The sequence below is a fragment of the Geodermatophilus sp. SYSU D00525 genome (genome assembly GCF_054050475.1).
In genome coordinates, this window is the sequence record NZ_JBJGZK010000005.1 from 93,643 (window position 1) to 119,883 (window position 26,241).

Below are 26,241 nucleotides of genomic sequence, written 5' to 3' on the forward strand. Positions count from 1 at the left end.
GACCGCGCCTGCTCACGGCCCTGCCCCACCCGCTGCGTCGAGGCCCTGCCGGCATCTGTGGACAGGCGCCTGACCTGGGAATTCGAGCTGTGGAAGGTCACCGGATCCACTAGACTTCGATCATGCGTTCGGGTGAGCAGGGCAGCGGGGACGTCCTCGACGACGTCGCCGCGCTGGTCGCCGAGCGCAACCGGATCGACGCCCGGCTGGCCCGGGCGGTGCGGGCCGCGGAGCTGTCCCAGGCTGCCGAACGCGACGGGCTGAGGTCGATGGCCTCCTGGCTGCGCGGGCACTGCCGCCTGTCCCGGGGCGAGGCGTCGCGACTGGTGCGCAACGGTCGGGCGTTGGAGCACCTGCCCGTGCTGGCCGAGGCGCACGATGCCGGGCTGGTGTCCGCGGAGCAGGTGGCCGTCACCGCCGACGTGACCACCCCCGCCCGGCGGGCCGCCGCCGCGACGCAGGGCGTCGACCTGGGCGAGATCGACGCGATCCTCACCGCCGTCGCGATGGAGCAGGAGCACGACGCCCTGGTCGTCGTCGTCCAGCGCTACTGCGACGCGCTCGATCCCGACGGCCCGGAACCGGATCCGACCGAGGGCCGGTCGCTGACGTTGTCCAAGCACGCCGACGGATCGGTGTCGGGCCGGTTCCACCTCGACGCCGTGGGCGGGGAGAAGGTGCAGACCGCACTGGAGGCCCACGTGCAGGCCGACCGGCCTGCCGGCGACGAGCGCTGCCGCGCCCAGCGGCTCGGGGACGCCGTGGTGCAGCTGGCCGACAACGCGCTCGCCTCCGGCGGGGTGCCGGTGCTGCGCGGGGTGAAGCCGCAGGTCGTCGTGGAGGTCGACGCCGGGGACCTCGCCGCTGGGGAGGGCAGCGCGGAGCTCGGCTCCGGCACGCTCGTCTCGGCCGCCCGGGCCCGCTGGCTGGCCTGCGACGGCGCGATCGCCCGGGTGGTCATGGGGCCCGGCCCCGTGCCGCTCGACGTGGGCCGGGACCACCGGCTGGCCACCCGGGGCATCCGCCGCGCCGCGGGGGTCCGGGACGGCGGCTGCGTCTTCACCGGCTGTGACGCCCCGACGTGGTGGTGCGACGTGCACCACCAGGTGCACTGGCTCGACGGCGGCGAGACCTCGCTGGAGAACTCGGCTCTCCTCTGCGAACGGCACCACACGAAGGTCCACCACGGATTCCGCATCGAGCGACAACCGGGTGGTGGATGGCGCACCTGGCGCCCGGACGGCACCGAGATCACCGTGCCGGCACCGCTGCGGCGACCACCGCTGGTGCCCGCCGCCTGAGCTCCTCGCCCGGGCACGGCCGTCCGCTGCGAGCGGACGGCCGTGCCGGGCTGCGCGCCGTCAGGGCGCGGCGGTCACCTGCTCGCCGATCTGCAGCACCTGCTCGCGAGTCAGCGCCTGGGGGGCGAGCAGGCGGAAGAACCGTCCGTCCGGGAGCTGCCCGATCAGCGTCCAGAACGGCGGTTGCCCCACGTCGCCGGTCAGCAGCGCCAGCCGGCCGTCGCGGCCCTGCACGGTCACCGGCTCCGTCGGGGCGGCCGTCGGCATCCCTTCCAGGAGCTCGTCCATCGTCCCGGTGTACTGCGTGCCGACCGCACTGAGCCGCAGCGCCAGCACGGGGTCGGCGTCGCTCACCAGGTCGAGGCTGCGGCTCTCCTCGTAGCCGCCCACCGACCAGCCGGCCGGCGCCAGCCCGAACTGCAGCCCCACCGCCTGCGGCCGGTCGACGATCGACTCCCCCATCGCGACCAGGCCCGCGACCTCCGCCCGGGCACCCTCGCCCGCGAGCCAGACCCACCGCCCGTCCGGCCGTTCCCACAGCAGGCTGACCGCGCCGTCCTCGCTCCAGACGTCGGCCTCGATGCCGTCGACGGTCGCCGCCCCCGTCGGCTCCCCCTCCGGCCAGAACCCGTAGTCCTCCGACGTCCTCGGGTCCTCGGGGAAGACGCTGAGCAGCACCCGTCCGGGGTCGCCGGACCCGGCACCCCCACTCACCAGGGAGATCGGCTCGTAGTCGGCGACGAAGTACGGCGGCGTGCTCCCGTACTCCGGGATGCCGCCCCGGCGGCTGTAGAGCGGCGTCAGCCCCTCGGGTACGGGATCGAGGGTCACCGGGAAGGTGACCGCCTCGGCGGCGACGAGCGTGATCCCGCCCGGCGCCGGCGCGGCGGCCGACGGCGGGGCGGAGGACTGCCGAACGGCGTCGTCGGGCGCGACCACGACCGCCGTCGTCCACGCCGCCGCGACGGCGACCACCGCGGCCCCGATGCGCAGCGACAGCCGCCGGCCGGGCAGGGAGGTGCGCAGCCGGCCGCGCAGGGTGCGCGAGGCGTCGACCTCCGCCAGCAGGGCGGCACGGGCGGCCGCGCGTGCGGCGGGCGTCAGGGCCGGCGCCTCGGGCCCGGCCTCGCGGAGCAGGGTGAGGTCGTTCACCGGGTCTCCTCGGGGGCCGAGTCGGGCAGCAGGTCGGACAGCGTGGGCGCCTCCAGCGCCGCGCGGGTCCGGCGGCGGGCGCGGTGCAGGCGGGAGCGGACGGTGCCCACCGGGACGTCGAGCACCGTGGCGACCTCCTCGTAGGACAGGTCGCCCCAGGCGACGAGCAGCAGGACGTCGCGGTCGGGGGCCTTGAGCCCGGCGAGCGCGGCGGCCAGCGGGCCACGCAGCGCCTCGGCGTCGAGCCGGTCGTGCGGGTCGTCGTCCGGGCGGGCGTCCGGCTCGGCCGCCGCCCGGGCCAGCACCCGGTAGCGGCGCCGCTCGGCCCGCGCGGCGCCGTGCACCAGGTTGGTGGCGATGCCGATCAGCCAGGGCCGCACGTCCAGGCGCTCCGGCCGGTAGTCGGCGCGGCGGCGGAACGCGACGAGGAAGGTCTCGCTGAGCAGGTCGTCGGCCAGCTCACCGACCCGCCGGCCCAGGTAGCGGTGCACCGCTGTGGCGTGCCGGTCGAACAGCGTCGCGAACAGCTCCGGCTCGGCGAGCGACCCGGCGAGCACCTCGGCGTCGGTCGGCAGGGACGACGGCAGCGCGCGCAGCGGGACGGCGTCCGGGGACGGGCCGGCCGACCGGTGCTCGGCGAGGGCGGTGGCGACCGGTGGTGGGCCGGACGCGGGCGGCGAGGGGGTCACGTCCCTCCATGTCCGGTGCGCCGGATCGGGTTCACGCGCGGCCGGCGAGGCCCCGTTCGTAGTACAGCGAGCACCCGGCGTCCGGGGCGTCCACGTAGGCGCCGAACGCGGGGATCGGACGGTAACCCGCCCCCTCGTACAGAGCGATCGCCTCCGGCTGGCGCGGGCCGGTCTCCAGCCGCAGCGTCGTCCAGCCGCGCTCGCGGGCCGCGGCCTCCAGGCCGGCGAGCACCAGCTTCGACACGCCCTGCCCGCGGGCCTCCGGCGCCACGTACATGCGCTTGACCTCGGCCACGTCGTCACCCAGGGCCCGCAGCGCCCCGCAGCCCACCGCCGCGCCGGAAGCGTCCCGGGCGACCAGGACGACGCTGACGTCCGCGGCCGACGGCGGCGTCCCCGGCTCGCCGTCACCGTCGTAGCGGGCCCGCAGCTCCGCCTGCTGCGCGGTGGTCAGCCGCCGCACCTCGTCGTCGTCCCACGCGGCGGGCTCCAGCACGACCGTCACCGGCTGATCCCGTGCAGCAGCAGCGCGGCGAGCTCGCGGTAGGCGGCGGCGTCGTCGAGGCCGGTGGCGCGGGCGGTGTCGCCCCGGCCGATGCGCGACATCAGCGTGGTGACGGTGTCGGCCACCAGCGCCGGGTGCACCTCGCGGAACCGGCCGGCCGCGACGCCGTCGGCGATCATCGCGGTCACCCGCTCGGCGGCGGCGGCGGTGTTGTGCTCGTACACCGCGCGCCCCGGCGGGAAGGCCTCCAGGTCGCGGTAGAACGCCCGCGACGCCGGGGTCAGCTCCCCCGCCACGGCCTCCAGGTACGCGGTGACCCGCCGCGCCGGGTCGGTCTCCCCGGCGGTCCGCGCCTCGACGGCGGCCGTCGCCCGGCGGAAGAAGTGCCGCACCACCCGGACGGCGAGCTGCTCCTTGCTGTCGGCGAGGGCGTACAGCGTCGTCTTGGAGCAGTGCAGGCGGACGGCGAGGTCCTCGAGGGTGAACCCGGCGAAGCCCTCGGCGAGGAACACCTCGGTCAGCTGGTCGAGCAGCTGTGCCTGGCGCGCGGTCAGCCGCCGCTCGCCGGTCTCGGTCGTCGTCACGGCACCTCCCACCGGCCCGACAGCATGCCCCTGGACGACGGACGATACTGCCGTACCGTTGCTGGTACTGCCGCTGATCCGCGACGAGGGGGACCCCGTGGCCGTCGACCGTGAGCTGCCCACCCAGGAGGCAGCCGACCTGATCGCGCTCACCCGCGAGATCGCCGACGCCGAGCTGGCGCCGAAGGCGGCCGCGTACGAGCGCGAGGAGCGCTTCCCGCGGGAGGTGTTCGCCCTGCTCGGCGAGGCGGGCCTCCTCGGCCTGCCCTTCGGCGAGGACGTCGGTGGCGGCGGGCAGCCCTACGCCGTCTACCTGCAGGTGGTCGAGGAGCTGGCCATGCGGTGGGCCAGCGTGGCGCTGGGCGTGAGCGTGCACACCCTCGCCTGCGGCCCGGTCGACCGGTTCGGCACCCCGCAGCAGCACGGGGAGTGGCTGCCGGAGATGGTCGGCGGCCGGCTGCTCGGCGCCTACTGCCTGTCCGAGGCGCACGCCGGCTCCGACCCCGCGGCCATGCGCGCCGCCGCCAAGGCCACCGACGACGGCTGGGTCGCCACCGGGGAGAAGGCCTGGGTCACCCACGGCGGGCAGGCGGACTTCTACACGACCTTCCTGCGCACCCCCGACGACGGGGACCGCGCCATCTCCTGCTTCCACCTCACCCCCGACCTGCCCGGCCTGTCTGCGGCGCCGCCCGAGCAGAAGATGGGCCTCACCGGCTCCACGACCGCGGCGATCCGGCTCGACGACGTCGCGGTGCCCGGCGACCGGATGGTCGGCGAGCCCGGCCGCGGCCTGGCCATCGCCCTGGGCGCGCTGGACTCCGGGCGTCTGGGCGTCAGCGCCGTCGCCGTCGGGCTGGCGCAGTCCGCGCTCGACGTCGCCGTCGCCTACGCGCTGGAGCGGGAGGCGTTCGGCCGGCGCATCGTCGACCACCAGGGCGTGGCGTTCCTGCTGGCCGACATGGCCGCCGCCGTCGAGTCCGCCCGCGCCACCTACCTGGTCGCCGCCCGCCGCAAGGACGCCGGGCAGCCCTACTCGCGGCAGGCCAGCATCGCCAAGCTCGTCGCCACCGACGCCGCGATGAAGGTCACCACCGACGCCGTCCAGGTGCTCGGGGGGGCCGGCTACACCCGCGACCACCCCGCCGAGCGGTACATGCGCGAGGCGAAGGTCATGCAGATCTTCGAGGGCACCAACCAGATCCAGCGGATGGTCATCGGCAAGCACCTCGCGGCGGAGGCCGTGCCCGCGAACGGCTGACCGTGCAGGACGCACGGCCGAGTCGTGACGTCTGTCAATGGTGACGGGTGTCGCGCGGGGAAAGACTCGGGTCACCCCCCGACGAGGAGCCCCGAGATGCCCGAGCCGCACCTGCGCGCCGCCGACGCCGACCGCGCCGCCGTCGTCACCCGCCTCGACGAGTCGCTGACCGACGGCCGGCTGACCCTGGCCGAGTACGAGGACCGGTCGGCCCGCGCGCACGCCGCCCGGACCTACGGCGAGCTGGCCGAGCTCACCACGGACCTGCCCGGCCCGGCCCGCCCGGCGCCCCGCCCGGTGACCGCGGCCGCGTGCGGCGGTCCCTGGCACGGCGCGTGGGGGCACGACCTGCGCGCGGCCTGGACGAGCTGGCTGGTGACCGGCGTGATCGTCGTCGGCATCTGGCTGGTGTCGGTGCTGGGCAGCGGGGACCTCGTCCACCCGTGGCCGGTGTGGGTCGTCGGCCCGTGGGGTGTCGTCCTGCTCGCCCGCACCCTCGGTGAGCGGCGCGGTGCGCGGCGGCCGGCCGCCTGAACCGGTGCGGGTCCGTCCGGTCCCGGCCGGGTAGCCCTCCGGGCACCGCAGCCGAGACCCCGGAGGACTCCCGTGCACACGCTCACCGAACGCTTCGCCGACGCCCTGCACCACCTCGACGCCGAGCGCGACCCCCAGCCGCTGGTCGACCTCACCGGTGACGACGCCGAGCTGATGAAGCTCAACCAGGACCACGAGGCCCGCGGGCGCGACGGCGCCCGGCGCTTCTGGGAGGACTACCGCAACGTCTTCGGCGAGCTGGAGACGACGTTCACCTCGCGGTCGGTCGGGGAGAACACGGCCGCGCTGGAGTGGGAGTCCCGCGGCACGCTGCGCAGCGGGAAGCCGTTCACCTACCGCGGCGTCACCGTGATCGAGGGCGACGGGTCCGACGACGGCCTGCTCACCGGTGTCCGCACCTACTACGACTCCGCCGCCTTCCTGCAGGAGACCGCCGGCACCGCGTAGGTCACTCCCGCGCCCCGGCGGCGACCGCGGTGCGGCCCGCGCTCCGCCGCGCGCGGGCCGCCCGCGCCAGCAGGACCGGGGAGAACAGGACCGTCGGTGGTGCGTTGCGGGTCGCGAAGGCCGCGACGGTGCGGGCCACCCGCTCGTCGTGCACCGCGCCGCCGAAGACGAGCCGCTCGAACCGGTTGAACGGCCGCCCCGACGACAGGTCGACCAGGATGCGCTGGTGCGGCAGCAGCCGGCGGCGGTGCCGCCGGCCGTAGGCGGCCAGGCCCCGGACGGGCACCCGGCCGTCGAGGAGCTCCGGTGCCACGGCATCGGCCAGCCACTCCCCGGTCTGGAACGCCCAGCCACAGCCGACGCCCCACACCGGGTCCCCGACCAGCGCCGCGTCCCCCACCAGCGCGACGCCCGGCCCGGTGACCCGCCGCCGCGTGACGTTGGGGTAGTCGACCATCCCCACGACGTCGCCCACCCGCTCCGCGCCGGCCAGGTCGGGCGCCTCGGGCAACCCGGTGAACGACGCCCGCAGGGAGTCCTCCAGCGGGCGGGACCGGAACTCCGGCAGGCGCTCCTTCGGCATGAAGGTCGCGATCACCGTCACGCCGTCGTCGTTGGGGAACACGTACGAGGCCTCCCCCGACGGGAGGAACCAGATCCTCGAGACGCCTGGCTCGGGGAGGCCGACGTCGCGATAGGGGGCGAAGTACGCGAACCGGGCGTTGGGTGCCTCCCGACCGGGCAGGCCGGCCAGCGACGCCGTCCGTGACCCCCGGCCGTCCGCTCCCACGACCAGCCGCGCGCGGATCTCCAGCGGCTCACCGCCGGCGTCGGCGCGGACGCCGACGACCCGGCCGTCCTCGCGCAGCAGGTCGCGCAGCCGTACGCCGTGGCGCACCTCGACGCCGGGTGTGCCGGCGGTGCGGGAACGCAGCAGCGGGTCGAGCGCCTGCCGCCGCACGTTGTAGCCGTGCGGCGGCAGGTCCGGGCGCGGGCTCGGATGCCGGATCCAGCCGGCCTCGGTCCAGAGGTCGGTGTCGTTGTGCACCGCGCCGGCCGCTTCCAGCGGCTCGTCCAAGCCCAGCCTGCGCATGGTCGGCAGCGCCGAGGACTGGATGAAGTGCGTGCACAGCCGCTTGTGGGCGGCGGGGTCCCGGTGGGCCTCCAGGACGACGACGCGCAGCCCGGCACGGCCCAGCAGGGTGGCGACCGTGCAGCCGGCGATGCTGCCGCCCACGACGACGACGTCGGCGTCGACGTCGTCGGACGCGGTGGAGCGGGTCGGTCTCGGACTCATGTCGCAGGCCTCCGCGGGCCGGTCCCCGTGCCCGGGTCACCGTCCTCGGGACCGCTGCGGCGGACAAGCCCCCGCCCGACGCCGCCGACGGTCCCAGGCGTGGCACGGCGTTCGGTACGGGCCCCACCGCCGTCCGCAGCGAGCCGCGGGCGTCTTGGTGCCGGCCCGCGCCCGTCCTGGTCGAGGAGGTGCATCGGGGGCCCCGGGAACGCGAACGGCCCCCGGGGATCCCGGGGGCCGTTCGTCTGGGTGGGCAAGGGGGGAGTTGAACCCCCACGTCCTTCCGGACACACGGACCTGAACCGTGCGCGTCTGCCATTCCGCCACTTGCCCTGGCGAGGAACGACAGTAGCAGCCCGCCGGCGGGACCCGGCGGAGGGGTCCTGCTCCCGGGCCCGGGGCGTCGATCGGCCCCGGGGGTGTCACGCGTTCCTGGCCGGTCGCGACGCAACCACCCGGCTACGATCAGTCGGGGATCACCTGTACGGGCGAGCGTGGAGGAGCGACTGTGGGCGTGCTGCAGCGCTTCGAGCGACGGCTCGAGGGGATGGTCGGCTTCGCCTTCGCCCGGATCTTCAAGGGCAAGGTCCACCCGGCCGAGATCGCCAAGGCCCTGCAGCGGGAGGCCGACGAGCAGAAGTCGGTCATGGGCGAGGGCCGGGTGCTCGCGCCCAACGTCTACGACGTCCGCCTGGGCCCCACCGACTACGACAACCTCGCCGAGTGGTCCGGTCAGCTGGCCTCCGAGCTCGCCGACATGGTCTCCGAGCACATCGACGACGAGGGCTGGCAGGTCTTCGGCCAGGTCCAGGTGCGCCTCGAGCGCGACGACGCCCTGCCGACCGGCGTGTTCGAGGTCAGCTCGCACGTAGCCGACCCCGCCCGCCCGGGCTCGCGCGCCGACTCCGCCGTCCCGCCGGCGCCGCCGCTGCACGGCTCCGGTGCGGTCCCCCCGCTGCCGCCCCTGCACGGCCGGGTGGCCACCGACACCGGGCGGCAGCACCCCTCGGTGGTGGGCCGCGCGGGCTCCCGCCCCGGCGTCACCCACGTGCTCGTCGTCGACGGGCCCGGCACCCGGCACGAGCTCAGCACCGGGCGGAACGTCATCGGCCGCGGCACCGACGCCGACATCCGGCTGCCCGACACCGGCGTCAGCCGCAAGCACGCCGACTGCGTCCTGGAGAACGGGACCGCCGTCGTCGAGGACCTGGGATCGACCAACGGCACGCTGGTCAACGGCCGCCGGGTCAGCCGCCAGGCGCTGTCCGACGGCGACGTCATCCGCATCGGCCACTCGGTGCTGGTCTACCGGCAGGACGGCGCGTGAACGGAGGCCGGCCGTGACCGCCGAGATCGTGCTGCAGGTCTTCCGCTTCGGGTTCCTGCTGCTGCTGTGGCTGTTCATCTTCGCCGCGTTCCGCGTGGTCCGCGCCGACCTGTTCGGCGGCCGGACGGGGCGGGTCGCCTCGGTCCCGCCCCGGGCCGCGGCGACCCCCGCCCGCAAGCGCGGACGCGGCCCCCGCACACTCGTGGTGACCGCCGGTCCGCTGACCGGGACGAAGATCACCCTCGGGGAGCAGCCCATCCTCATCGGCCGCGCCGACGACTCGACGCTCGTCCTCACCGACGACTTCGCCAGCTCGAGGCACGCCCGGCTGACCAACCGCAGCGGGCAGTGGTACGTCGAGGACCTGGGCTCGACCAACGGCACCTACCTCGACCAGCAGCGGGTGCAGGGTCCGCTGCTGGTGGCTCCCGGCCAGCCGATCCGCATCGGCCAGACCGCCCTGGAGCTGCGTTGATGACCCTGCTGACGACGGACGCGACGACCTCGGGGAGCGGCAGAGCAGACGTGAGCAGGTCCCGATGAGTCTCGCGCTGCGCTACGCCGCCCGCTCCGACCGCGGTCTGGTCCGCGGCAACAACCAGGACTCGGTCTACGCCGGGCCCCGGCTGCTGGCCGTGGCCGACGGCATGGGCGGGCACGCGGCGGGCGACGTCGCCAGCAAGGTCGTGATCGCCGCGCTGGAGCACCTCGACGACGACGCGCCCAGTGGCGACATGCTGCAGGCGCTGCGCGAGGCGGTGTTCGACGGCAGCGAGCACCTGCGCGAGGTCATCCGCGAGTCGCCGCAGCTGGAGGGCATGGGCACCACGCTCACCGCCGTCCTGTTCGCCGGCGGCCGGCTGGCGCTGTGCCACGTCGGCGACTCCCGCGCCTACCTGCTGCGCGACGGCGTCCTCACCCAGATCACCCACGACGACACGTTCGTGCAGACGCTCATCGACGACGGGCGGATCACGCCCGAGGAGGCCAACCACCACCCGCAGCGCTCGCTGCTGCTGCGGGCGCTCAACGGGCAGGACGTCGACCCGGACCTGTCGATGCGCGAGGCGCGCGCCGGCGACCGCTACCTGCTCTGCTCCGACGGCCTGTCCGGGGTGGTCAGCGAGGAGACGCTGGCCGAGGCGCTCAAGGACCCCGACCCGCAGTCGACCGCCGACCGGCTCGTCGAGCTGGCGTTGCGCAGCGGCGGCCCGGACAACATCACCGTGATCGTCGCCGACGTCGTCGAGGACTCCGGCACGGGCACCTCGATGGAGCCGGTGGTCGACGGCGCGGCGGGGGACAACCGCGGCCAGCGCGAGGTCGACCCCCGCTCGGCGGCCGGCCGGGCGGCGCTCGCCGACCCCCCGCCCACGCCGCCTCCACCACCGACGAACAGCTCCACGGCCGCCGCTCCCACCGACCGCCGCCGCCCTCGGCGGCGGCTGTTCGTCGCTGTGGGGGCGGTGCTGCTCCTGGTGGCCGGTGCGATCGCCACCTGGCTGTGGGTGCTCACCCACTGGTTCGTGGGCGTCGCGGCCGCCGACGGCGGCGACCGGGTCGCGGTCTACCGCGGCTTCGACACCGCCCTGCTCGGCCTGGACCTCTACCGGGTCGACGACGTCACCGACATCGCGCTCGACGACCTGTCCTCCTACGACCGGAACAGCGTGCGGCAGGGCATCGAGGCCAGCGACGCCGACGACGCGCAGCGCATCGTGCGCGACCTGCACGACGCGACCCTGCCGCCGTGCGACCCCGAACCGTCCACCCCCTCGGACGACGCTCCCCCGTCGGCCGAGGCCTCGCTGTCGCCGCTCCCTGACGGCGCGCTGCCCTCCCCGGACGCCGGGGCCGTGCCCTCCGGGCCGGGAGCGGGCGGCAGCACCGAGGCCGCGCCGACGTCGGTCACCCCGTCGTCGTCGCCCGAGCCAGGGGTGGACTGCCGGGAGGCGGAGTGATGGGCGGCCCCTCGACCGACCCGCGCGCGCCCGCGCCGGGCACGGTCCCGCCCCGGCGGCGCAACACCGAGCTCGCGCTGCTCGGGTTCGCCGTCCTCATCACCCTCGCGGCGCAGTGCATCGTCGACGTCACGGTCACCGGCTCGCTGCGCGCGGACCTGCTGACCTTCGGCGGCTGGTTCACCGCCCTCTGGCTGGTCGTGCACCTCGTCGTCCGCCGGTTCGCGCCCTACGCCGACCCGCTGCTGCTGCCCGCCGTGGCGGTGCTCACCGGCCTCGGGCTGACGATGATCCACCGGCTCGACCTCGCCGGGCTGCAGGACGGCGAGGCCACCCGCGAGGACGCCCCGGTCCAGCTGCTGTGGGCGACCCTGGGCGTGGCGCTGTTCGTCGCCGTCGTGGTCGTGCTGCGCGACCACCGGCTGCTGTCCCGCTTCGCCTACACCCTGGGCCTGGTCGGCCTGGTGCTGCTCGCGCTGCCCGCGGTGCTGCCCGCGTCGGTCTCCGAGGTCTACGGCGCCAAGATCTGGATCCGGGTCGCGGGCTTCAGCATCCAGCCCGGCGAGTTCGCCAAGATCTGCCTGATCGTCTTCTTCGCCGCCTACCTGGTCGACAAGCGCGACGTGCTGGCGCTGGCCAGCCGCCGGGTCATGGGCCTGGAGCTGCCGCGCGGCCGCGACCTCGGCCCGGTGCTGGTGGTCTGGGTCGTGTCGATCCTCGTGCTGGTCTTCGAGCGCGACCTGGGCAGCTCGCTGCTGCTGTTCGGCATCTTCGTGGTGATGCTCTACGTCGCCACCGAGCGGGCCAGCTGGCTGCTCATCGGCCTGGGCCTGTTCGCCGGCGGCGCGTTCCTCGCCTACCAGCTCTTCGGCCACGTGCGCGTGCGCGTGGACACCTGGCTGGACCCCTTCGCCTACCGCGACGAGGGCGGCTACCAGCTGGTCCAGTCGCTGTTCGGCCTGGGCACCGGTGGGCTGTTCGGCGCCGGGCTCGGCGGCGGCCGCCCCGACCAGGTGCCGGTGGCCAAGAGCGACTTCATCGCCTCGGCGATCGGCGAGGAGCTGGGCCTGTTCGGCCTGGTCGCCGTCATCGTCATCTACCTGGTGCTCGTCGAGCGCGGCCTGCGCACCTCGCTGATCGTGCGCGACGCCTTCGGCAAGCTCCTGGCCGGCGGCCTGGCCTTCGCCGTCGCCTGGCAGCTGTTCGTCGTCCTCGGCGGGGTCACCGGCCTGCTCCCGCTGACCGGCCTCACCACGCCGTTCGTCGCCTACGGCGGGTCCTCGCTGGTGGCCAACTTCGGGCTGGTCGCGATCCTGGTGCGGATCAGCGACGCCGCCCGCCGGCCGGCCGGCCCGCCCGCTCCGCCGAAGGCCGCCTTCGGCGATGCCCCGACCGAGGTGGTGTCCACGTGAACGCGCCGCTGCGCCGGGTGGCGATCAGCGTGCTGGTGCTGTTCACGCTGCTCATCGTCAACGTCAACTACATCCAGGTCGTGCGCTCCGACGAGCTGCGCGAGGACCCGGGCAACACCCGCGTGCTCACCGAGGAGTACTCGCGCGAGCGCGGCTCGATCGTCGTCGACGGCACCGAGGTGGCCCTCTCGGTCCCCACCCAGGACACGCTGGAGTACCTGCGGCAGTACCCGCAGGGGGCCACGTACGCCGCGGTCACCGGCTACTACTCGCTGCTCTACAACAGCGCCCAGATGGAGCGCGCGGCCAACGACGTGCTCACCGGCTCCGACGCCCGGCTGTTCACCCGGCGGCTGGCCGACCTGTTCACCGGCCGCGACCCGGCCGGCGGCGACGTCGTCCTCACCGTGGACGCCGCCGTCCAGGAGGCCGCGATGGCCGGGCTCGACGGCGTCACCGGCGCGGTCGTCGCGCTCGACCCGTCCACCGGCGCGGTGCTCGGCATGGCCAGCACGCCCACCTACGACCCCGGGCAGCTGTCCAGCCACGACCCCGCCGCCATCCGCGCCTACGCCGACCAGCTGGACGCGATGGAGGCCGACCCGCGGCTGAACCGCGCGACCCAGGACAACTACCCGCCCGGCTCGATCTTCAAGGTGATCGTCTCGGCGGCCGCGCTCGCGACCGGCGAGTACACCCCGGACACCGTCGTCCCCGCCCCCGACCTGCTCACGCTGCCGGACACGTCGACGACGCTGGAGAACTTCAACGGCTCCTCCTGCAGCAGCAGCCAGGAGCAGTCGCTGATCGACGCGCTGACCATCTCCTGCAACACCGCCTTCGCGCAGCTGGGCATCGACCTCGGCGAGGACCGGGTGCGGGAGATGGCCGAGGCGTTCGGCATGACCGGGGACGGCATGGAGATCCCGCTGGAGGTCGCCGGCAGCAGCGTCGGCGACATCGAGAGCGAAGCGGCGCTGGGCCAGAGCTCGATCGGCCAGCGCGACGTCCGGACGACCCCGCTGCAGGCGGCGATGATCGCCGCGGCCGTGGCCAACGACGGGACCCTGATGACCCCCTACCTCGTCGACCAGGTGCGCGCCCCCGACCTCACCGTCATCGACCGGTCCGACCCGGAGGAGTTCTCCCAGCCGGTGACGCCCGAGGTCGCCGACCAGCTGACCGAGATGATGGTCAGCGTCGTGGAGAACGGCAGCGGCCGGCGCGCGCAGGTGCCCGGCATCGAGGTCGCCGGCAAGACCGGGACGGCGCAGAACGCCGGCCCCGACCACAACTGGTTCATCGGCTTCGCCCCGGCCGACGACCCGCAGATCGCCGTCGCGGTGTTCGTGGCGAACGGCGGGGGTACCGGCGGCGACGTCTCCGCCCCGATCGCGCGCGACGTGATCGAGGCCTACCTCGAGGGTCAGGGGGGCTGATGGCCCTGTCCACCGGCACCATCCTGGCCGGCCGCTACGAGATCACCGAGCCGATCGCCACGGGCGGCATGGGCGAGGTCTGGCGGGCGCGCGACCGCGTCCTCGACCGCGTCGTCGCCGCCAAGGTGCTGCGCAGCGAGTACATGGGCGACCCGAGCTTCGTCGCCCGGTTCCGCAACGAGGCGCGGCACACCGCGGCCCTGTCGCACCCCAACATCGCCTCGGTCTACGACTACGGCGAGACCAGCGCCGACGGCGGCAACGGCCAGTTGGCCTTCCTCGTCATGGAGCTGGTCGAGGGCAAGCCGCTGGTGACGATCCTCCACGAGGAGGGGCGGCTGCCGGTCGACTGGACGCTGCACGTCCTCGGCCAGGCCGCCGACGGCCTGTCGGCCGCGCACGCCGCCGGGGTGGTGCACCGCGACATCAAGCCGGGCAACCTCATCGTCCGGCCCGACGGCGTGGTGAAGCTGACGGACTTCGGCATCGCCCGCGCCCGCGACACCACGCCGCTGACCCGCACCGGCATGGTCGTCGGCACCGCGCAGTACCTGTCGCCGGAGCAGGCGCAGGGCATGGAGGTCACCGCCGCCTCCGACGTCTACTCGCTCGGCGTCGTCGGCTACGAGTGCCTCACCGGCGTGCGGCCCTTCGACGGCACCTCGCAGGTGGCCATCGCGCTGGCGCACATCAACCGCCCGCCGCCGCCGCTGCCCGGCGACATCCCGCCGGCGGTGCGGCTGCTCGTCGAGCGCGCGCTGGCCAAGGACCCGGCCGACCGGTTCACCGACGGTGCCGCCTTCGGCGGGGCGATCCGCTCGGTGGCCGCCGGCGGCGGCCTGGCGCCCGCGACGTCGGCCACCGGGACGATGGCCGCCGCGCGCACCGAGGTGATCCCCGAGGTCGACGGCGAGGGCACCCGCGTCCTCGGCGGCCCGGTCACCGGTGCGGCCGCGGGGGCCGCGCTCGGCGCCGCCGCGGCGACCGGCCCGCGCACCGGGGGGCGGCACGCTGCCGGTGCGCGCACCATGCCGCCGCTGCAGGGCCCGCCCGTCGACGGCGACGAGCAGCGGTGGGACGACGGGGCCGCGCCGCGCCGGGACAACCGCCGGTGGGTGTGGGCGCTGGTCTCCCTGCTGGTGGTCGCCGGGCTCGTCACCGGCGCCTGGCTGCTCCTCGGCGGCGGGGACGACCGCGACGGCACCACCGCCGGTCCCTCGGCCAGCACCTCCGCGTCCGGCTCGGCCAGCGCGACGCAGCAGCTGGTCAACATCCCCGCGGCGTCGCAGTACATCGGCGAGGACGCCGACGACGTGCAGGCCGAGCTCGAGGAGGCCGGCCTCGAGGTGGCCCAGGCCGACGCCGACGCCGACCAGCTGGCGGCCGCGGGCGTCGAGCTCCGTGCCGGTGAGGTCGCCGCCGTCGACCCCAACGGCATCCCGGTCCCCCGCGGCTCCACCGTCACCCTGTACGTGGCCCGGGAGGACTACGCCCCGGAGCAGGAGCCCGAGGACACCGGCGACGACTCCGGCGGCCAGGAGGACAGCGGCTCGGGCGACGAGGACAGCGGCGGCCAGGACACCCCGGCGCCGACCACCACCCAGCCGCCCGCGCCGACCACCACCACGCCGGCGCCCGCCCCGACCACGACCGAGACCGCCACCCAGCCGTCCGTGCCGACGACCACGAACCAGCAGGGCACCACCGCGCCGCCGCCGCCGACCACCGAGCCGACGGTCAGCGAGGAAGCGGGGGGCTCGCCGAACGGACAGGGCCTGCAGCCGCCCGGTGCCGCGAACGTGGCCGGGCAGGGCCCGTCGGAGTGACGGCGCTCCCTCGCGCCGTCCGGGACCGGGCGGCGTCGCCCGTTAGGGTGACCGCCGGAACCGGGCGCGCGCCCGGCGCTCCCTGCTGCCCGGGGAGGCCCGCGACCCACCAGAGCACCGCCCGAGAGGACCACGCATGACCACCCCCCAGGTGCTCGGCGAGCGCTACGAGATCGGCGGGGTGCTCGGCCGCGGCGGCATGGCGGAGGTGCACCGCGGGCGCGACCTGCGGCTGGGCCGCGAGGTCGCGGTCAAGGTCCTGCGCAGCGACCTGGCCCGCGACCCCTCGTTCCAGGTGCGCTTCCGGCGGGAGGCCCAGGCGGCCGCCTCGCTGAACCACCCGTCGATCGTCGCCGTGTACGACACCGGCGAGGACCGGACGACCAGCGGCGCGACGCCGTACATCGTCATGGAGTACGTCGAGGGCGAGACCCTGCGCGACGTGCTGCGCCGCGAGGGCGTGCTGCAGCCGGAGCGGGCGATGAGCCTGGCCGCCGACATCTGCGCCGCCCTGGACTTCAGCCACCGCAACGGCATCGTGCACCGCGACGTGAAGCCCGGGAACGTGATGATCACGCCCCAGGGCAGCGTCAAGGTGATGGACTTCGGCATCGCCCGCGCGGTGTCGGACTCCGCCGCCACGATGACCTCGACCGCCGCGGTCATCGGCACCGCGCAGTACCTCTCCCCCGAGCAGGCCCGCGGCGAGGCCGTCGACGCCCGCTCCGACGTCTACTCCCTGGGCTGCCTGCTCTACGAGCTGGTCTGCGGCGCACCGCCGTTCACCGGGGACTCGCCGGTCTCGGTCGCCTACCAGCACGTGCGCGAGGACCCGCGGCTGCCGTCCTCGATCAACCCGGCCGTGCCGCCGGAGCTCGACGCCATCCTCATGAAGGCGATGAGCAAGAACCCGGCGAACCGGTACCAGTCGGCCGCCGAGATGCGCAACGACCTGCTCCGGGCGCTGGCCGGGCAGCGGGTCGAGGCCACGCCGGTCATGGGCGACGAGGAGAAGACCACCATCCTCGGCGCCGCGCCCGCCTACGGCGACGCCGGGTGGGACGACGACGCGGCCGCGCGCCGGCGCAGGCGCAACCGGGTCGTGGCACTCGTCGTCGGCGCGCTGGTCCTCATCGGCGCCGTCGTCGGCGTGGCCCTGCTGGTCGACTCCGGCGACGAGGACCCCCAGCCGCAGGCCACCGCACAGGTCACCGTGCCGGCGGGCCTGGTCGGTCAGCAGCAGGAGGACGCCGAGGCCGCCATCGAGGCCGCGGGCCTCGCGGTCGGCGACGTCACCCCGCAGGTGACCGACGACGAGGACGCGGTCGGCACCGTGCTGTCGACGACCCCGTCCGGCGGCGCCCGCGTGGACGAGGGCACCGAGGTCGACCTCACCGTCGCCAGCGCGCCGGACACCGTGACCGTGCCGCAGGTGGTCGACCTCGACGAGGACCGGGCCCGGACCGCGCTGGACAACGCCGGCTTCACCGGCAGCGTCAACTCCGACCAGGTCGACTCCCTCGCCGAGGAGGGCACCGTCGTCGCGGTGGACCCGGAGGAGGGCGCCGCGGTCGCGCCGGAGACCACCGTGACGCTGTCGGTCTCCGACGGCACCGACGAGGTCCCGGACGTGGCCGGCCAGGACCAGGCCGCCGCCGAGCAGGCGCTGCGGACGGCCGGCTTCGGCAACCTGACCACGACCGAGGTCGACTCCGACCAGCCCGCCGGCACCGTGGTCGGCACGAACCCGGCCGCGGGCCAGCAGGCATCCGCCGACCAGCCGATCACCCTGCAGGTGTCCGGCGGCGTGGCGGAGGTCACCGTGCCGACCGCGATCGTCGGGCAGACCGAGGCGCAGGCCCGGCAGACGCTGGCCGCCGCCGGCTTCACCGGGACGATCGACACCCAGGACACCGAGGCCGACCCCGGCCAGGCCGACGGCACCGTGGCCGGCAGCAACCCGCAGCCGGGGCAGACCGTGGCCCCGGACGGCAGCATCACCCTGCTGATCGCCCGCGTGACGGCGACCCCCACGACCGGGTCCTCCCCGACACCCAGCCCACCCAGCCTGGGGCCGGGCATCATCATCGGCGGTTGAGCCAGCCCCGTCACGACGGAAGGGCCCCTCCCGGTCGGGAGGGGCCCTTCCGTCGTGACGGGGCTAGACGGCGGCGGCGGACAGGCGCCGGGCGCCCGCGGCGGCGGCCTCGACGACGGCCGGGTCCGGCTCCTGACCGCACGCGGCGAGCCACGTGGCCAGCATCCGGTGGCCGCCCTCGGTGAGCACCGACTCGGGGTGGAACTGCACGCCCTCGATCGGCAGCTCCCGGTGCCGCAGTGCCATGACGATGCCCGACGCCGTCGTGCCGGTCACCTCGAGCTCGTCGGGCACGGTGGCCCGGTCCACGGCCAGCGAGTGGTAGCGCGTGGCGGTGAACGGCGAGGGCAGGCCGGCCAGCACGCCGACCCCGTCGTGCACGACCTCGCTGGTCTTGCCGTGCAGCAGCTCGGGCGCGCGGACGACCTCGGCGCCGAAGGCCTCGGCGATCGCCTGGTGGCCCAGGCACACGCCCAGCACCGGCGTCCCGGCCTCGGCGGCGGCCCGCACCATGGGGACGGTCACGCCGGCGTCGGCGGGCGTGCCGGGGCCGGGGGACAGCAGCACGCCGGCGACGTCGAGGTCGGGCAGCTCGTCGACGGTGACGGCGTCGTTGCGCCGGACGACGCACTGCACACCGAGCTGGCCCAGGTACTGGACCAGGTTGTAGACGAAGCTGTCGAAGTTGTCGACGACGAGGACGGGCCGGCTCACGTTCCTTGTGTACAGCAGCGCCCGGTCAGCCGTCAGCGGCTGTGGCGTGTGCCATGTCCAGCGAGCCGGTGTAGGCCGGCACCGCGGCCTCCGGCCGGTCGCGCACGGCGAAGGTCAGCCCGAAGTCCTCGACCGCCTGCTCGAAGACCGCCACCTGCGGCGAGGCGTCCAGCTGGGCGCGGATCGCGGCGGGGTCGCCGACCGCCGTGACGACGAACGGCGGCGAGTACGTGCGCCCCTGCAGCAGCAGCACGTTGCCGACGCAGCGGACGGCGCTGGTCGCGATCAGCCGCTGGTCCATGATCGCCACGCCGTCCGCGCCGGCCGCCCACACGGCGTTGACGACCGCCTGCACGTCGGACTGGTGGATGACGACGTCGTCGGGGCGGGCGCCCGTCGGCAGGCTGCCGTCGGGCCGGCGCGGGGCGTCGTCGAGGGTGATCTCCACGCCGCGGCCGCGGAGGGCGATCAGGCCCGCCGACAGGGCGCCGGCGTCGCCGGCCGCCTGGGCGCCCGCGTCGGCGCCGTCGCGGGAGGCCGCCTGGTCGGTGAGCGCCTCGGTCTGGCGCTGCAGCGCGGCCAGCTGCCGCTGCTGGTCGGCGATGACCTCGTCGCGCTGGGCGATGAGCTCGGACAGCTCGGTGACGTCGCCGGCGCGCAGGTCCGAGCCCTCCGCGGTCTGGCTGGAGGTGGCGAACAGCAGGCCCGCCGCGAGCGCCACCACGGGCACCAGGGCGCCCCAGGCCGACCGGCCCCGGGAGGGGCTCACCGGCGGCTCGGAGGCGGTCACGGGGGCTCCTGGGGGGACGGGAGGGGGAGGCACGCCGTCCGGCGCAGCCGTGCGGGTCCCCCCGGAGCTTAGGCTGGGAGGCGATCGTGCCGGTCGCGACGGACCGGCACCCCCAGCGAGTCAGCAGGAGTCGGTCGGAGTGCCCAAGTCCAAGGTCCGCAAGAAGTCGGTCTACACGCCGCCCGAGGGCGTGCTGCAGTCGCGCGCGGCCAACGCACGGGCCGTCCAGCCGAGCCCGCGCTGGTACGCGCCGCTCATGGTCACGCTCATGGTGCTCGGCCTGCTGTGGATCGTCGTCTACTACGTGGCCGGCGACCAGATCCCGTTCATGGTGTCGCTGGGGGCGTGGAACTTCGCCATCGGCTTCGGCGCCATGGTGGTCGGCCTGGTCATGTCGATGCGCTGGCGGTGACGAAGGACCCCGCTGCCCCCCTCGCACGCTCGGGGCGGGACCCTGCAGCAGGGCCGTTCCAGCACCTCTCGAGAGGCCCCCGTCCCGCTCCCGGGACGGGGGCCTCTCGTGTACACGGGGCCGGTCCGGGGGTGGACACCGGGGGTGTGGACCGCTGTGCACACACCACCGGTGGATCCACAGGTCGACATGACGCCCTACCCCCAGGGTTGTCCACCGCATGTGGAGAACGCCTGTTCGACTCCACCGCGCTGACCTGCGGTTTCGCAACTCGTGAGGCGCGTGTGACGAGAAGGGCACCCGAGTAACTACAGCTCTGTGCTTTGTCCCCAGCTGTGTACCCAGCTGTGGATGTGTCGACATGCCGCAGCGCCGGGACGGTCACCGAGCGCGAGCACAGGGCCGCTGTCGAGGAGTCGACACGCGGGCCGAACAGGGCAGATCCCGCCCGCGGGCGGGCGTCCCCACCTCTCCCGGCCTGTGGACGGAGCCGCCGGGGGCGCCCTGGGAGGCTGGGGACGTGCAGTGGTCGGCGCGGACGGCGGAGACGGTCACGCTCGGGCTCGGCGGGGTGCTGCTGACGCTGGCCGCCCTGGGGCTCGACGCGGCGGGGCGGGTGCTGGTCGGCGCCGCCGGCGTGCTGCTGGTGGGCACGGCGCTGCGCGACGTCGTCCTGCGGCCCCGGCTGGCGGCGGACGACGCCGGCGTGGTCGTGCGGACGCTGGCCGGGCGGACCCGCCTGCCGTGGGCGGGCCTGCACGTGCGGCTGCGGACGACCCGGCGGCTGGGGGTGCGCTCGCGGCTGCTGGAGCTCGACACCGCCGCGCACCCCGACGACGAGGGCACCCTCGTGCTGCTGGGCCGCCGGGACCTCGGCACGGACCCGGCCGCCGTCGCCCGGGCCCTGGAGGCGCTGCGGCCCGGCTGAGGTGCCGGACCGGCTCTCAGAGCCCGAGGACGACCAGGGGCACGGGTACGGCGAGGGCGAGGGTCACCAGGACCGCGGCCAGCGCCAGGAGCGACGAGACCTGCGCCGCCGTCCGGCGGCGGGTGAGGACGAGCAGCCCGGTGGCGAGGGCGCCGGCGACCAGGCCGCCGAGGTGGCCCAGCAGCGAGACGCCGGGCAGGAAGCTGATGACCACGTTGAGGGCCAGCAGGGTGAGCAGGCCGCGCAGGTCCTGCCGGGCGACCAGCAGGAGCACGCCCAGGGAGCCCAGGAGGCCGTAGAGGGCCGCCGACGCGCCGGCCACGGGCCGGGCGGGCTCGCCGAACAGCTGGATGGCCACGGCGCCGCCCAGGGCGGAGAGCAGGTAGACGGCGAGGTAACGCCACCAGCCCAGGCGCCCCTCCAGCTCCGGGCCGAAGACCAGCAGGCTGAGCATGTTGAGCAGCAGGTGGGTGATCCCGATGTGCAGGAACGCCCCGGTGAGCAGCCGCCAGTCCTGGCCGAAGACGTCGACGAGGACGGGGACCTGCGAGAACTCCTCGAACACCGGCGAGCGCCAGTTGTCCAGCGGGCTCTGGCCCACCGACACCGCCGAGACGGCCGTGACGACGAAGACGACGACGTTGACGGCGATCAGCGAGACGGTCACCGGGCCGAACCGGCGACGGGCGCCGGACCAGCGGGAGGCCGCCCGGGGACGGCGGACACCGGCGGCACCGGCCCGGACGTCGTCGGGGCACTGGAAGCCGACCGCGGCCGGCGTCATGCACTCCGGGCAGATCGGCCGGTCACAGCGCGCGCACCGGACGCCCGTCGGCCGGTCCGGGTGGCGGTAGCAGGTGGCCGACGGGGGCGCCGGCGGCCGGCCGGCGCCCCCGTCGTCGGGACCGGCGGTCAGCTGCGCTGCACCTCGACCGACTGGATGACGACGTCCTCGACGGGACGGTCGTTGCGGCCGGTGCGGACCTTGGCGATGCGGTCCACGACCTCGCGGCTGCTCTGGTCGGCGACCTCGCCGAAGATCGTGTGCTTGCGGTTGAGGTGCGGCGTCGGGCCGACGGTGATGAAGAACTGCGAGCCGTTGGTGCCCGGCCCGGCGTTGGCCATGGCGAGCAGGTACGGGCGGTCGAAGGCCAGCTCGGGGTGGAACTCGTCGCCGAACTGGTAGCCCGGGCCGCCGAAGCCCTGACCGAGCGGGTCGCCGCCCTGGATCATGAAGCCGTCGATGACCCGGTGGAAGACCGTCCCGTCGTACAGCGGGTCGGTGGTCTTCGCGCGGGTGGCCGGGTGCGTCCACTCGCGGCGGCCCTCGGCCAGGTCCGCGAAGTTCGCGACCGTCTTCGGCGCGTGGTCGGGGAACAGGTCGACGGTGATGTCGCCGTGGTTGGTGTGCAGCACGGCACGGCGTGCGGGGGTCGATTCGGTCACGCCGCCCACTCTCCCACTCGTCTGCTCCCCCCGAGCACGGGGAGCAGACGTCACCGGACCCTCATCGAACCCTCATCGGACGCCCCCGCCGGCGGGCCACCATCCTCCCCAGGCGCACGAGAGGGGACGGCCATGGCCACGTCCACGCCGCACCGGGGCACGACGGGACGAGCGGCGACGGCCCGGGCGCCCGGCGAGCGGCGTCCCCCCGGGCGCCGGGCGGCGACGGTGGTCGCCGGCGCGGCGGCCGGCGGGCTCCTCGCCTGGGGCGTCGTGGCGGTCGTCTCCGGGAGCGGGGACGGCGCGCTCGAGGTGCCGGCCCAGGCCAACGTCTTCGGCGCCGGGCTCGACGACCCGCCCGCCCCGGGTGGCGGCGGCGACGGCGTGCTGCCGACCCTGTTCCGGCTGCCGGAGGGCGAGGGGCGCGTCGTGACCTTCCCGGAGGTCGACGGCAGCGTCACACCCATCGTGGGCACGGCGGACCGGGTGGGTCCCGGGGGCGACGGCGGCCGGTACGGGACGACCGACGTCGAGTCGTACGGCGGGATCTCCGGGATCGTCGCCGGCGACAACGGCATGTTCGTCACCGGGGTGTTCCTCACCGACGACCCGCCGCAGGGGGAGGCACCGCCGCGGCTGGACGTCACCGGCGTCGACACCGCCGATCCGGTCGCGCCGGAGATCGGCCAGACCTTCCTCGTCGGGGACGGGCGCGACCTCCGGGTCACCGCTCCGGACGAGGCCACCCGGCTGTTCCTCGGCTTCGCCGACGGCTACTACTACCAGGGCCCGCCCGGGTGGTACGACAACAACGAGGGGTCCGTCTCGGTCGCCGTGGAGGTCGTCCCCGGGTGACCCGGGGCCCCGGCCGCGGGGGGACGTCCGCCCCTTGTCGCACCCTCCCCCGGCGGCCAGTCTCGGGGCGTGCGCACGGCCACGCGGCCCGGCGCCGCTCCGCTGCTGGGGCGAGGACCGGAGGTCACGCTCCTGCTCGACCACGTGCGCCGCGGCGGGGTCACGCACGTGCACGGCCTGCCGGGCATCGGCAAGTCGGCCCTGCTGGACGCCTTCGCGGAGCTCGCGGCCGCCGCCGGCGCGACGGTCGCGGCGCTGGACTGCCGCTCCGTGGAGCCGACCGAGCGTGGGCTGTTGGGCGCCCTCGGGGGGCACCGCACGGTGGAGGCGCTCGTCGCCTCCCTCGAGGGGCTCGGGCCGCCGGTCGTGCTGGTCCTGGACCAGTACGAGCACTTCCTGCTCCTGGACACCTGGCTGCGCCGGACCCTGGTGCCCGCGCTCCCGGCCGGCACCCTCCTGGTCCTCGGCGGACGCGAGCGCCCGGTGCCCGCCTGGTACGGCGTGCCCGGCTTCCGCACCGTCCCGCTGGCGCCGCTGTCCGACGCCGACGCGCGCCTGCTGCTCGCCGAGCACGGCGTGGCCCCGACGGAGGCGGACCGGCTCAACCACGTCGCCCGCGGGCACCCGCTGGCGCTGGTCCTGGCGACGGCCGGCGTCGCGGAGAACCCGCAGCTCGGGCTGGAGGACGCGGCGATGTCCCGCGTCGTCGAGGAGCTGACCCGGCTGTACTTCGAGGACATCGCCGACCCGCTGACCCGGCGGGCGCTCGAGGCGGCCTCCGTCCTGCGGCGGGCCACGGAGTCCCTGCTCGACGCCGTCCTGGGCGGCGACGGCGCCGTCGCGATGGAGCGCCTGCTCGCGCTCCCCTTCGTCGTGGCCGGCCGGGACGGCGCCGTCGTGCACGAGGCGGTCCGCGACGCCGTGGCCGGGCACCTGCGCACCGCCGACCCGGTGCGCCACCGCGAGTACCGCCGGGCGGCGTGGCGGCGGCTGCGCGACGAGATGCGGTCGGCGCCGCCCGCCGAGCTGTGGCGCTACACCGCGGACGTCCTCTACCTGCTCGACAACCCGGTCGTGCGGACCGCCTTCTTCCCCGGGGACGTGCAGCAGGTGACCGTCGAGCCGGCGAGCACCCTCGACGAGGACGCCGTCCGGGGGATCACCCGCCGGCACGAGGGGCCCGAGGGCGCCCGGCTGCTGGACCGGTGGTGGGTCACGACGCCGTCGGCGTTCTCCGTCTCCCGGGACCGGGACGGCGGCGTGGCGGCCTTCTTCGTGCTGCTCGACGACGCCCGCATCCGGCACTCCCCCGTCGCCGACGACCCCGTCGTCCGGTCCTGGGCCCGGCACCTGGACAGCCACCCGCTGGGGCGCCGCGAGGTCGCGCTGGGCCTGCGCCGGTGGCTGGACCGGGAGCGCGGCGAGGCCCCGGGGACGACGCAGGCGGCGTGCTGGCTGGACGTGAAGCGGACCTACATGGCGCTGCGCCCGGCGCTGCGGGAGATGTTCGTCGTCGTCCAGGACGTCCCGGCCTACTGGCCCGTCGTCCGGGAGTTGGGCTTCCGGCCGCTGCCCGGTCCCCCGGTCGTGCTCGACGGCCGGCCGTTCACGAGCGTCGTGCTCGACTTCGGGAGGCGCTCGGTCGACGGCTGGCTCGTCGAGCTGCTGGCCCGGGAGCTCGGGGTGGCCGACGAGCCGGCCCTCGACCCCGACGCCCACGAGCTCCTGGTCGGGAACCGGCGGGTCGGGCTGACGCCGCTCGAGTTCGGCCTCTTCCGGTGCCTGCGCGACCGCGAGGGCCGCACGGTCACCCGGCCGGAGCTGCTGCGGGAGGTCTGGGACACCGAGTACGCCGGCGGCAGCAACGTCGTGGACGCCGTCGTCCGGACCCTGCGGACCAAGCTGGGGCCGGGTGCCCCGGCCGTGGAGGCCGTGCGGGGCCGCGGGTACCGGCTGCGGGAGGACTGGCGCTCACAGCTGGGCTGAGCGGCGGCCGGGCCGCGGTGGTGCGGTGGAGACGAGGGGAATCGAACCCCTAACCCCCGCCTTGCAAAGGCGGTGCTCTGCCAATTGAGCTACGTCCCCGGGAGCGCTGTCCCCGGGAGCTCCGCGCGGGAGCCCGGGGTCAGCGGGTGGTGGGGCGGCTGACCGACTGGGGGCCGCTGGTGGCCTCGTGCCAGAGGTCGGCCTCGGCCTTGCCGCTGCCGGACGAGCGCCGGCGGACGGCGGCGACGGCACCGGCCGCGACGGCGGCCAGGGCCAGCTTCTTGAGCACGCGGTACCTCCTGGGTACGACGGCGGCCACGGACGGGGCCTCGCTGTCGCGGTGCCGGGGCACCGGTTCACGGGTGGGCCTGGGAGGACTTGAACCTCCGGCCTCATCCTTATCAGGGATGCGCTCTAACCGCCTGAGCTACAGGCCCGTGGACCTCGACCAGCGTACAGGGACCGCGGACGGCCCCTGCACGCGGGTCCCTCGCCTAGTCGCGCTCGGCGAGCGTGACCTCGAGGCCGCCGACCAGGTCGGCGCAGAGGTTGTAGATGAACGCCGCGACGGTGCACAGCGCGGTCATCAGCACGATGTTGATCGCGCCGATGACGGCCGCCCCGCCGAAGACGATGCCCGGGGTGATGACGTCACCGCCGCCCTCGCCGCTCGCCGACGTGCCGAGCTGGCCGAACAGGTCGTTGAGGGTGTCGAAGACGCCGAGCCCGGACAGGACCCCGTAGAGGATCCCGACCGCGACCATCCAGATGAAGAACATCGCGATCGACAGGATCAGCGAGATCTTCAGCGCCGACCAGGTGTCGACGTGCCGCAGCTGGAGCCGGGCGCGGCGCGGACCGCGGTTGCCGCGGTTCTTCGCCTGCTTGCCGGCCTGCTGCGCAGCGGGCGGCTGCTGGGGAGGCCGGGCCGCCGCCGGCGGGGCGGCCACCGCGACCGGCGGGACCGCCTGGGTGGCGCTCACCGGCCCCGGCATGGTGGCGTCGGCCGGCCGGGGGGCCTGCGGCGGGGCCTGGGGCGCCACCTGCTGGGCGGGCGCCTGGCCGGTCGCCGGCTTGGCCAGCGACGGACCCGCGCCCGCCGGCACGGCCCCGGCCGGGGACGCCCCGGACGGAGCGGGTGTCTGGCCGGTGGCGGGCGCCGAGCCCGTCGCCGGGGCTCCGTCCGCTCCGGCTGCGCTCTCCGGGCGGACCCCGGTGCGCACCGCCTGCGGCCGGTCGCTCATGCCGTTCTCCCG

Annotated in this window: 26 protein-coding genes and 3 tRNA genes; 15 read left to right on the plus strand and 14 right to left on the minus strand. The window is 75.4% G+C overall.

The genetic code is table 11. The features are described 5' to 3' along the window. The first annotated feature begins 122 nt into the window (after positions 1-122). Positions 123-1,301 carry a DUF222 domain-containing protein gene (locus tag ACI796_RS06455; protein WP_456940409.1) on the plus strand — a complete coding sequence of 393 codons (1,179 nt, stop codon included), beginning with the start codon at positions 123-125 and terminating at the stop codon, positions 1,299-1,301. 60 nt (positions 1,302-1,361) lie between these two features. Here the strand turns inward: ACI796_RS06455 and ACI796_RS06460 are convergent, their stop codons facing one another. The 4 genes from ACI796_RS06460 to ACI796_RS06475 are packed head-to-tail and all read right to left on the minus strand — an operon-like array spanning position 1,362 to position 4,231. Further along, positions 1,362-2,453 carry a hypothetical protein gene (locus ACI796_RS06460; RefSeq protein ID WP_456940410.1) on the minus strand — a complete coding sequence of 364 codons (1,092 nt, stop codon included), beginning with the start codon at positions 2,451-2,453 and terminating at the stop codon, positions 1,362-1,364. Beyond that, positions 2,450-3,142, minus strand: coding sequence for an RNA polymerase sigma factor (locus ACI796_RS06465; RefSeq protein WP_456940411.1), 693 nt, complete (start codon positions 3,140-3,142; stop codon positions 2,450-2,452). Before ACI796_RS06465 ends, ACI796_RS06460 begins: the two co-directional genes overlap by 4 nt. A 31-nt stretch (positions 3,143-3,173) precedes the next feature. Continuing rightward, positions 3,174-3,647: a GNAT family N-acetyltransferase gene (locus tag ACI796_RS06470; protein WP_456940412.1), complete on the minus strand. Its 474-nt coding sequence runs from the start codon at positions 3,645-3,647 to the stop codon at positions 3,174-3,176. Continuing rightward, on the minus strand, positions 3,644-4,231 hold the full coding sequence (locus tag ACI796_RS06475) for a TetR/AcrR family transcriptional regulator (RefSeq protein WP_456940413.1): 588 nt from the start codon (positions 4,229-4,231) through the stop codon (positions 3,644-3,646). Before ACI796_RS06475 ends, ACI796_RS06470 begins: the two co-directional genes overlap by 4 nt. 97 nt (positions 4,232-4,328) lie before the next feature. Between ACI796_RS06475 and ACI796_RS06480 the strand changes: the two genes are divergently transcribed. The 3 genes from ACI796_RS06480 to ACI796_RS06490 all read left to right on the plus strand — a co-directional run bounded on the left by ACI796_RS06480 (position 4,329) and on the right by ACI796_RS06490 (position 6,494). Further along, a complete protein-coding gene (locus ACI796_RS06480; RefSeq protein WP_456940414.1) occupies positions 4,329-5,492 on the plus strand; it encodes an acyl-CoA dehydrogenase family protein in 1,164 nt (387 codons plus the stop codon). A gap of 96 nt (positions 5,493-5,588) precedes the next feature. Next, the gene (locus ACI796_RS06485) at positions 5,589-6,026 is read left to right on the plus strand and encodes a DUF1707 SHOCT-like domain-containing protein (protein WP_456940415.1); all 438 of its coding nucleotides are present in this window, start codon (positions 5,589-5,591) and stop codon (positions 6,024-6,026) included. A gap of 72 nt (positions 6,027-6,098) precedes the next feature. Next, entirely contained in the window at positions 6,099-6,494 is a 396-nt protein-coding gene (locus ACI796_RS06490; protein ID WP_456940416.1) for a nuclear transport factor 2 family protein, read from the plus strand. 1 nt (position 6,495) lies between these two features. Here ACI796_RS06490 and ACI796_RS06495 read toward each other — a convergent pair whose 3' ends face one another. Beyond that, a complete protein-coding gene (locus ACI796_RS06495; RefSeq protein ID WP_456940417.1) occupies positions 6,496-7,791 on the minus strand; it encodes an NAD(P)/FAD-dependent oxidoreductase in 1,296 nt (431 codons plus the stop codon). Positions 7,792-8,041: 250 nt separating this feature from the next. Further along, positions 8,042-8,124 (minus strand) — tRNA-Leu (locus ACI796_RS06500). A 175-nt stretch (positions 8,125-8,299) separates the two neighbouring features. On the opposite strand from ACI796_RS06500, the gene ACI796_RS06505 reads away from it, so the two are divergent. From ACI796_RS06505 to pknB, 7 genes are all read left to right on the plus strand, one after another. Then, positions 8,300-9,118: an FhaA domain-containing protein gene (locus ACI796_RS06505; RefSeq protein ID WP_456940418.1), complete on the plus strand. Its 819-nt coding sequence runs from the start codon at positions 8,300-8,302 to the stop codon at positions 9,116-9,118. A gap of 13 nt (positions 9,119-9,131) precedes the next feature. Next, the gene (locus tag ACI796_RS06510) at positions 9,132-9,593 is read left to right on the plus strand and encodes an FHA domain-containing protein FhaB/FipA (protein WP_387988658.1); all 462 of its coding nucleotides are present in this window, start codon (positions 9,132-9,134) and stop codon (positions 9,591-9,593) included. Positions 9,594-9,657: 64 nt separating this feature from the next. After that, complete coding sequence (locus ACI796_RS06515; protein ID WP_456940419.1) at positions 9,658-11,079, plus strand: protein phosphatase 2C domain-containing protein; 1,422 nt, start codon at positions 9,658-9,660, stop codon at positions 11,077-11,079. Further along, positions 11,079-12,491, plus strand: coding sequence for an FtsW/RodA/SpoVE family cell cycle protein (locus ACI796_RS06520; RefSeq protein WP_456940420.1), 1,413 nt, complete (start codon positions 11,079-11,081; stop codon positions 12,489-12,491). Before ACI796_RS06515 ends, ACI796_RS06520 begins: the two co-directional genes overlap by 1 nt. Further along, positions 12,488-13,930, plus strand: coding sequence for a peptidoglycan D,D-transpeptidase FtsI family protein (locus tag ACI796_RS06525; RefSeq protein ID WP_456940421.1), 1,443 nt, complete (start codon positions 12,488-12,490; stop codon positions 13,928-13,930). The genes ACI796_RS06520 and ACI796_RS06525 overlap by 4 nt, the downstream gene beginning before the upstream one ends. Further along, on the plus strand, positions 13,930-15,756 hold the full coding sequence (locus ACI796_RS06530) for a protein kinase domain-containing protein (RefSeq protein ID WP_456940422.1): 1,827 nt from the start codon (positions 13,930-13,932) through the stop codon (positions 15,754-15,756). Before ACI796_RS06525 ends, ACI796_RS06530 begins: the two co-directional genes overlap by 1 nt. 136 nt (positions 15,757-15,892) lie before the next feature. After that, positions 15,893-17,854, plus strand: coding sequence for a Stk1 family PASTA domain-containing Ser/Thr kinase (pknB, locus tag ACI796_RS06535; protein WP_456940423.1), 1,962 nt, complete (start codon positions 15,893-15,895; stop codon positions 17,852-17,854). A gap of 63 nt (positions 17,855-17,917) precedes the next feature. On the opposite strand, the gene ACI796_RS06540 is transcribed toward pknB, so the two are convergent. Both ACI796_RS06540 and ACI796_RS06545 read right to left on the minus strand, forming a co-directional pair. After that, on the minus strand, positions 17,918-18,568 hold the full coding sequence (locus ACI796_RS06540) for an aminodeoxychorismate/anthranilate synthase component II (RefSeq protein ID WP_456940424.1): 651 nt from the start codon (positions 18,566-18,568) through the stop codon (positions 17,918-17,920). Between the two features lie 25 nt (positions 18,569-18,593). Beyond that, positions 18,594-19,358 (minus strand): DUF881 domain-containing protein, encoded by a 765-nt coding sequence (locus tag ACI796_RS06545; protein ID WP_456940425.1) that lies wholly within the window; start codon positions 19,356-19,358, stop codon positions 18,594-18,596. Positions 19,359-19,497: 139 nt separating this feature from the next. Between ACI796_RS06545 and crgA the strand changes: the two genes are divergently transcribed. Further along, a complete protein-coding gene (gene crgA, locus ACI796_RS06550; RefSeq protein WP_456940426.1) occupies positions 19,498-19,770 on the plus strand; it encodes a cell division protein CrgA in 273 nt (90 codons plus the stop codon). A gap of 520 nt (positions 19,771-20,290) precedes the next feature. Then, positions 20,291-20,698, plus strand: a complete 408-nt coding sequence (locus tag ACI796_RS06555) for a PH domain-containing protein (RefSeq protein WP_456940427.1) — start codon at positions 20,291-20,293, stop codon at positions 20,696-20,698. A gap of 16 nt (positions 20,699-20,714) precedes the next feature. Here the strand turns inward: ACI796_RS06555 and ACI796_RS06560 are convergent, their stop codons facing one another. Both ACI796_RS06560 and ACI796_RS06565 read right to left on the minus strand, forming a co-directional pair. After that, positions 20,715-21,482 carry a rhomboid family intramembrane serine protease gene (locus tag ACI796_RS06560; protein ID WP_456940428.1) on the minus strand — a complete coding sequence of 256 codons (768 nt, stop codon included), beginning with the start codon at positions 21,480-21,482 and terminating at the stop codon, positions 20,715-20,717. 128 nt (positions 21,483-21,610) lie between these two features. Further along, positions 21,611-22,144 carry a peptidylprolyl isomerase gene (locus ACI796_RS06565; RefSeq protein WP_456940429.1) on the minus strand — a complete coding sequence of 178 codons (534 nt, stop codon included), beginning with the start codon at positions 22,142-22,144 and terminating at the stop codon, positions 21,611-21,613. A 132-nt stretch (positions 22,145-22,276) separates the two neighbouring features. Between ACI796_RS06565 and ACI796_RS06570 the strand changes: the two genes are divergently transcribed. Both ACI796_RS06570 and ACI796_RS06575 read left to right on the plus strand, forming a co-directional pair. Beyond that, positions 22,277-22,999 carry a hypothetical protein gene (locus tag ACI796_RS06570; protein WP_456940430.1) on the plus strand — a complete coding sequence of 241 codons (723 nt, stop codon included), beginning with the start codon at positions 22,277-22,279 and terminating at the stop codon, positions 22,997-22,999. 69 nt (positions 23,000-23,068) lie between these two features. Continuing rightward, positions 23,069-24,985 (plus strand): winged helix-turn-helix domain-containing protein, encoded by a 1,917-nt coding sequence (locus tag ACI796_RS06575; protein WP_456940431.1) that lies wholly within the window; start codon positions 23,069-23,071, stop codon positions 24,983-24,985. 26 nt (positions 24,986-25,011) lie between these two features. On the opposite strand, the gene ACI796_RS06580 is transcribed toward ACI796_RS06575, so the two are convergent. The 4 genes from ACI796_RS06580 to ACI796_RS06595 form a co-directional block, all read right to left on the minus strand. After that, positions 25,012-25,084 (minus strand) — tRNA-Ala (locus tag ACI796_RS06580). A 40-nt stretch (positions 25,085-25,124) separates the two neighbouring features. Next, positions 25,125-25,274, minus strand: a complete 150-nt coding sequence (locus ACI796_RS06585; protein WP_456940432.1) for a DLW-39 family protein — start codon at positions 25,272-25,274, stop codon at positions 25,125-25,127. 74 nt (positions 25,275-25,348) lie between these two features. Further along, positions 25,349-25,422: transfer RNA gene (locus ACI796_RS06590), tRNA-Ile, on the minus strand. 57 nt (positions 25,423-25,479) lie between these two features. After that, positions 25,480-26,229 carry a DUF3566 domain-containing protein gene (locus ACI796_RS06595; RefSeq protein ID WP_456940433.1) on the minus strand — a complete coding sequence of 250 codons (750 nt, stop codon included), beginning with the start codon at positions 26,227-26,229 and terminating at the stop codon, positions 25,480-25,482. Positions 26,230-26,241 lie beyond the last annotated feature (12 nt).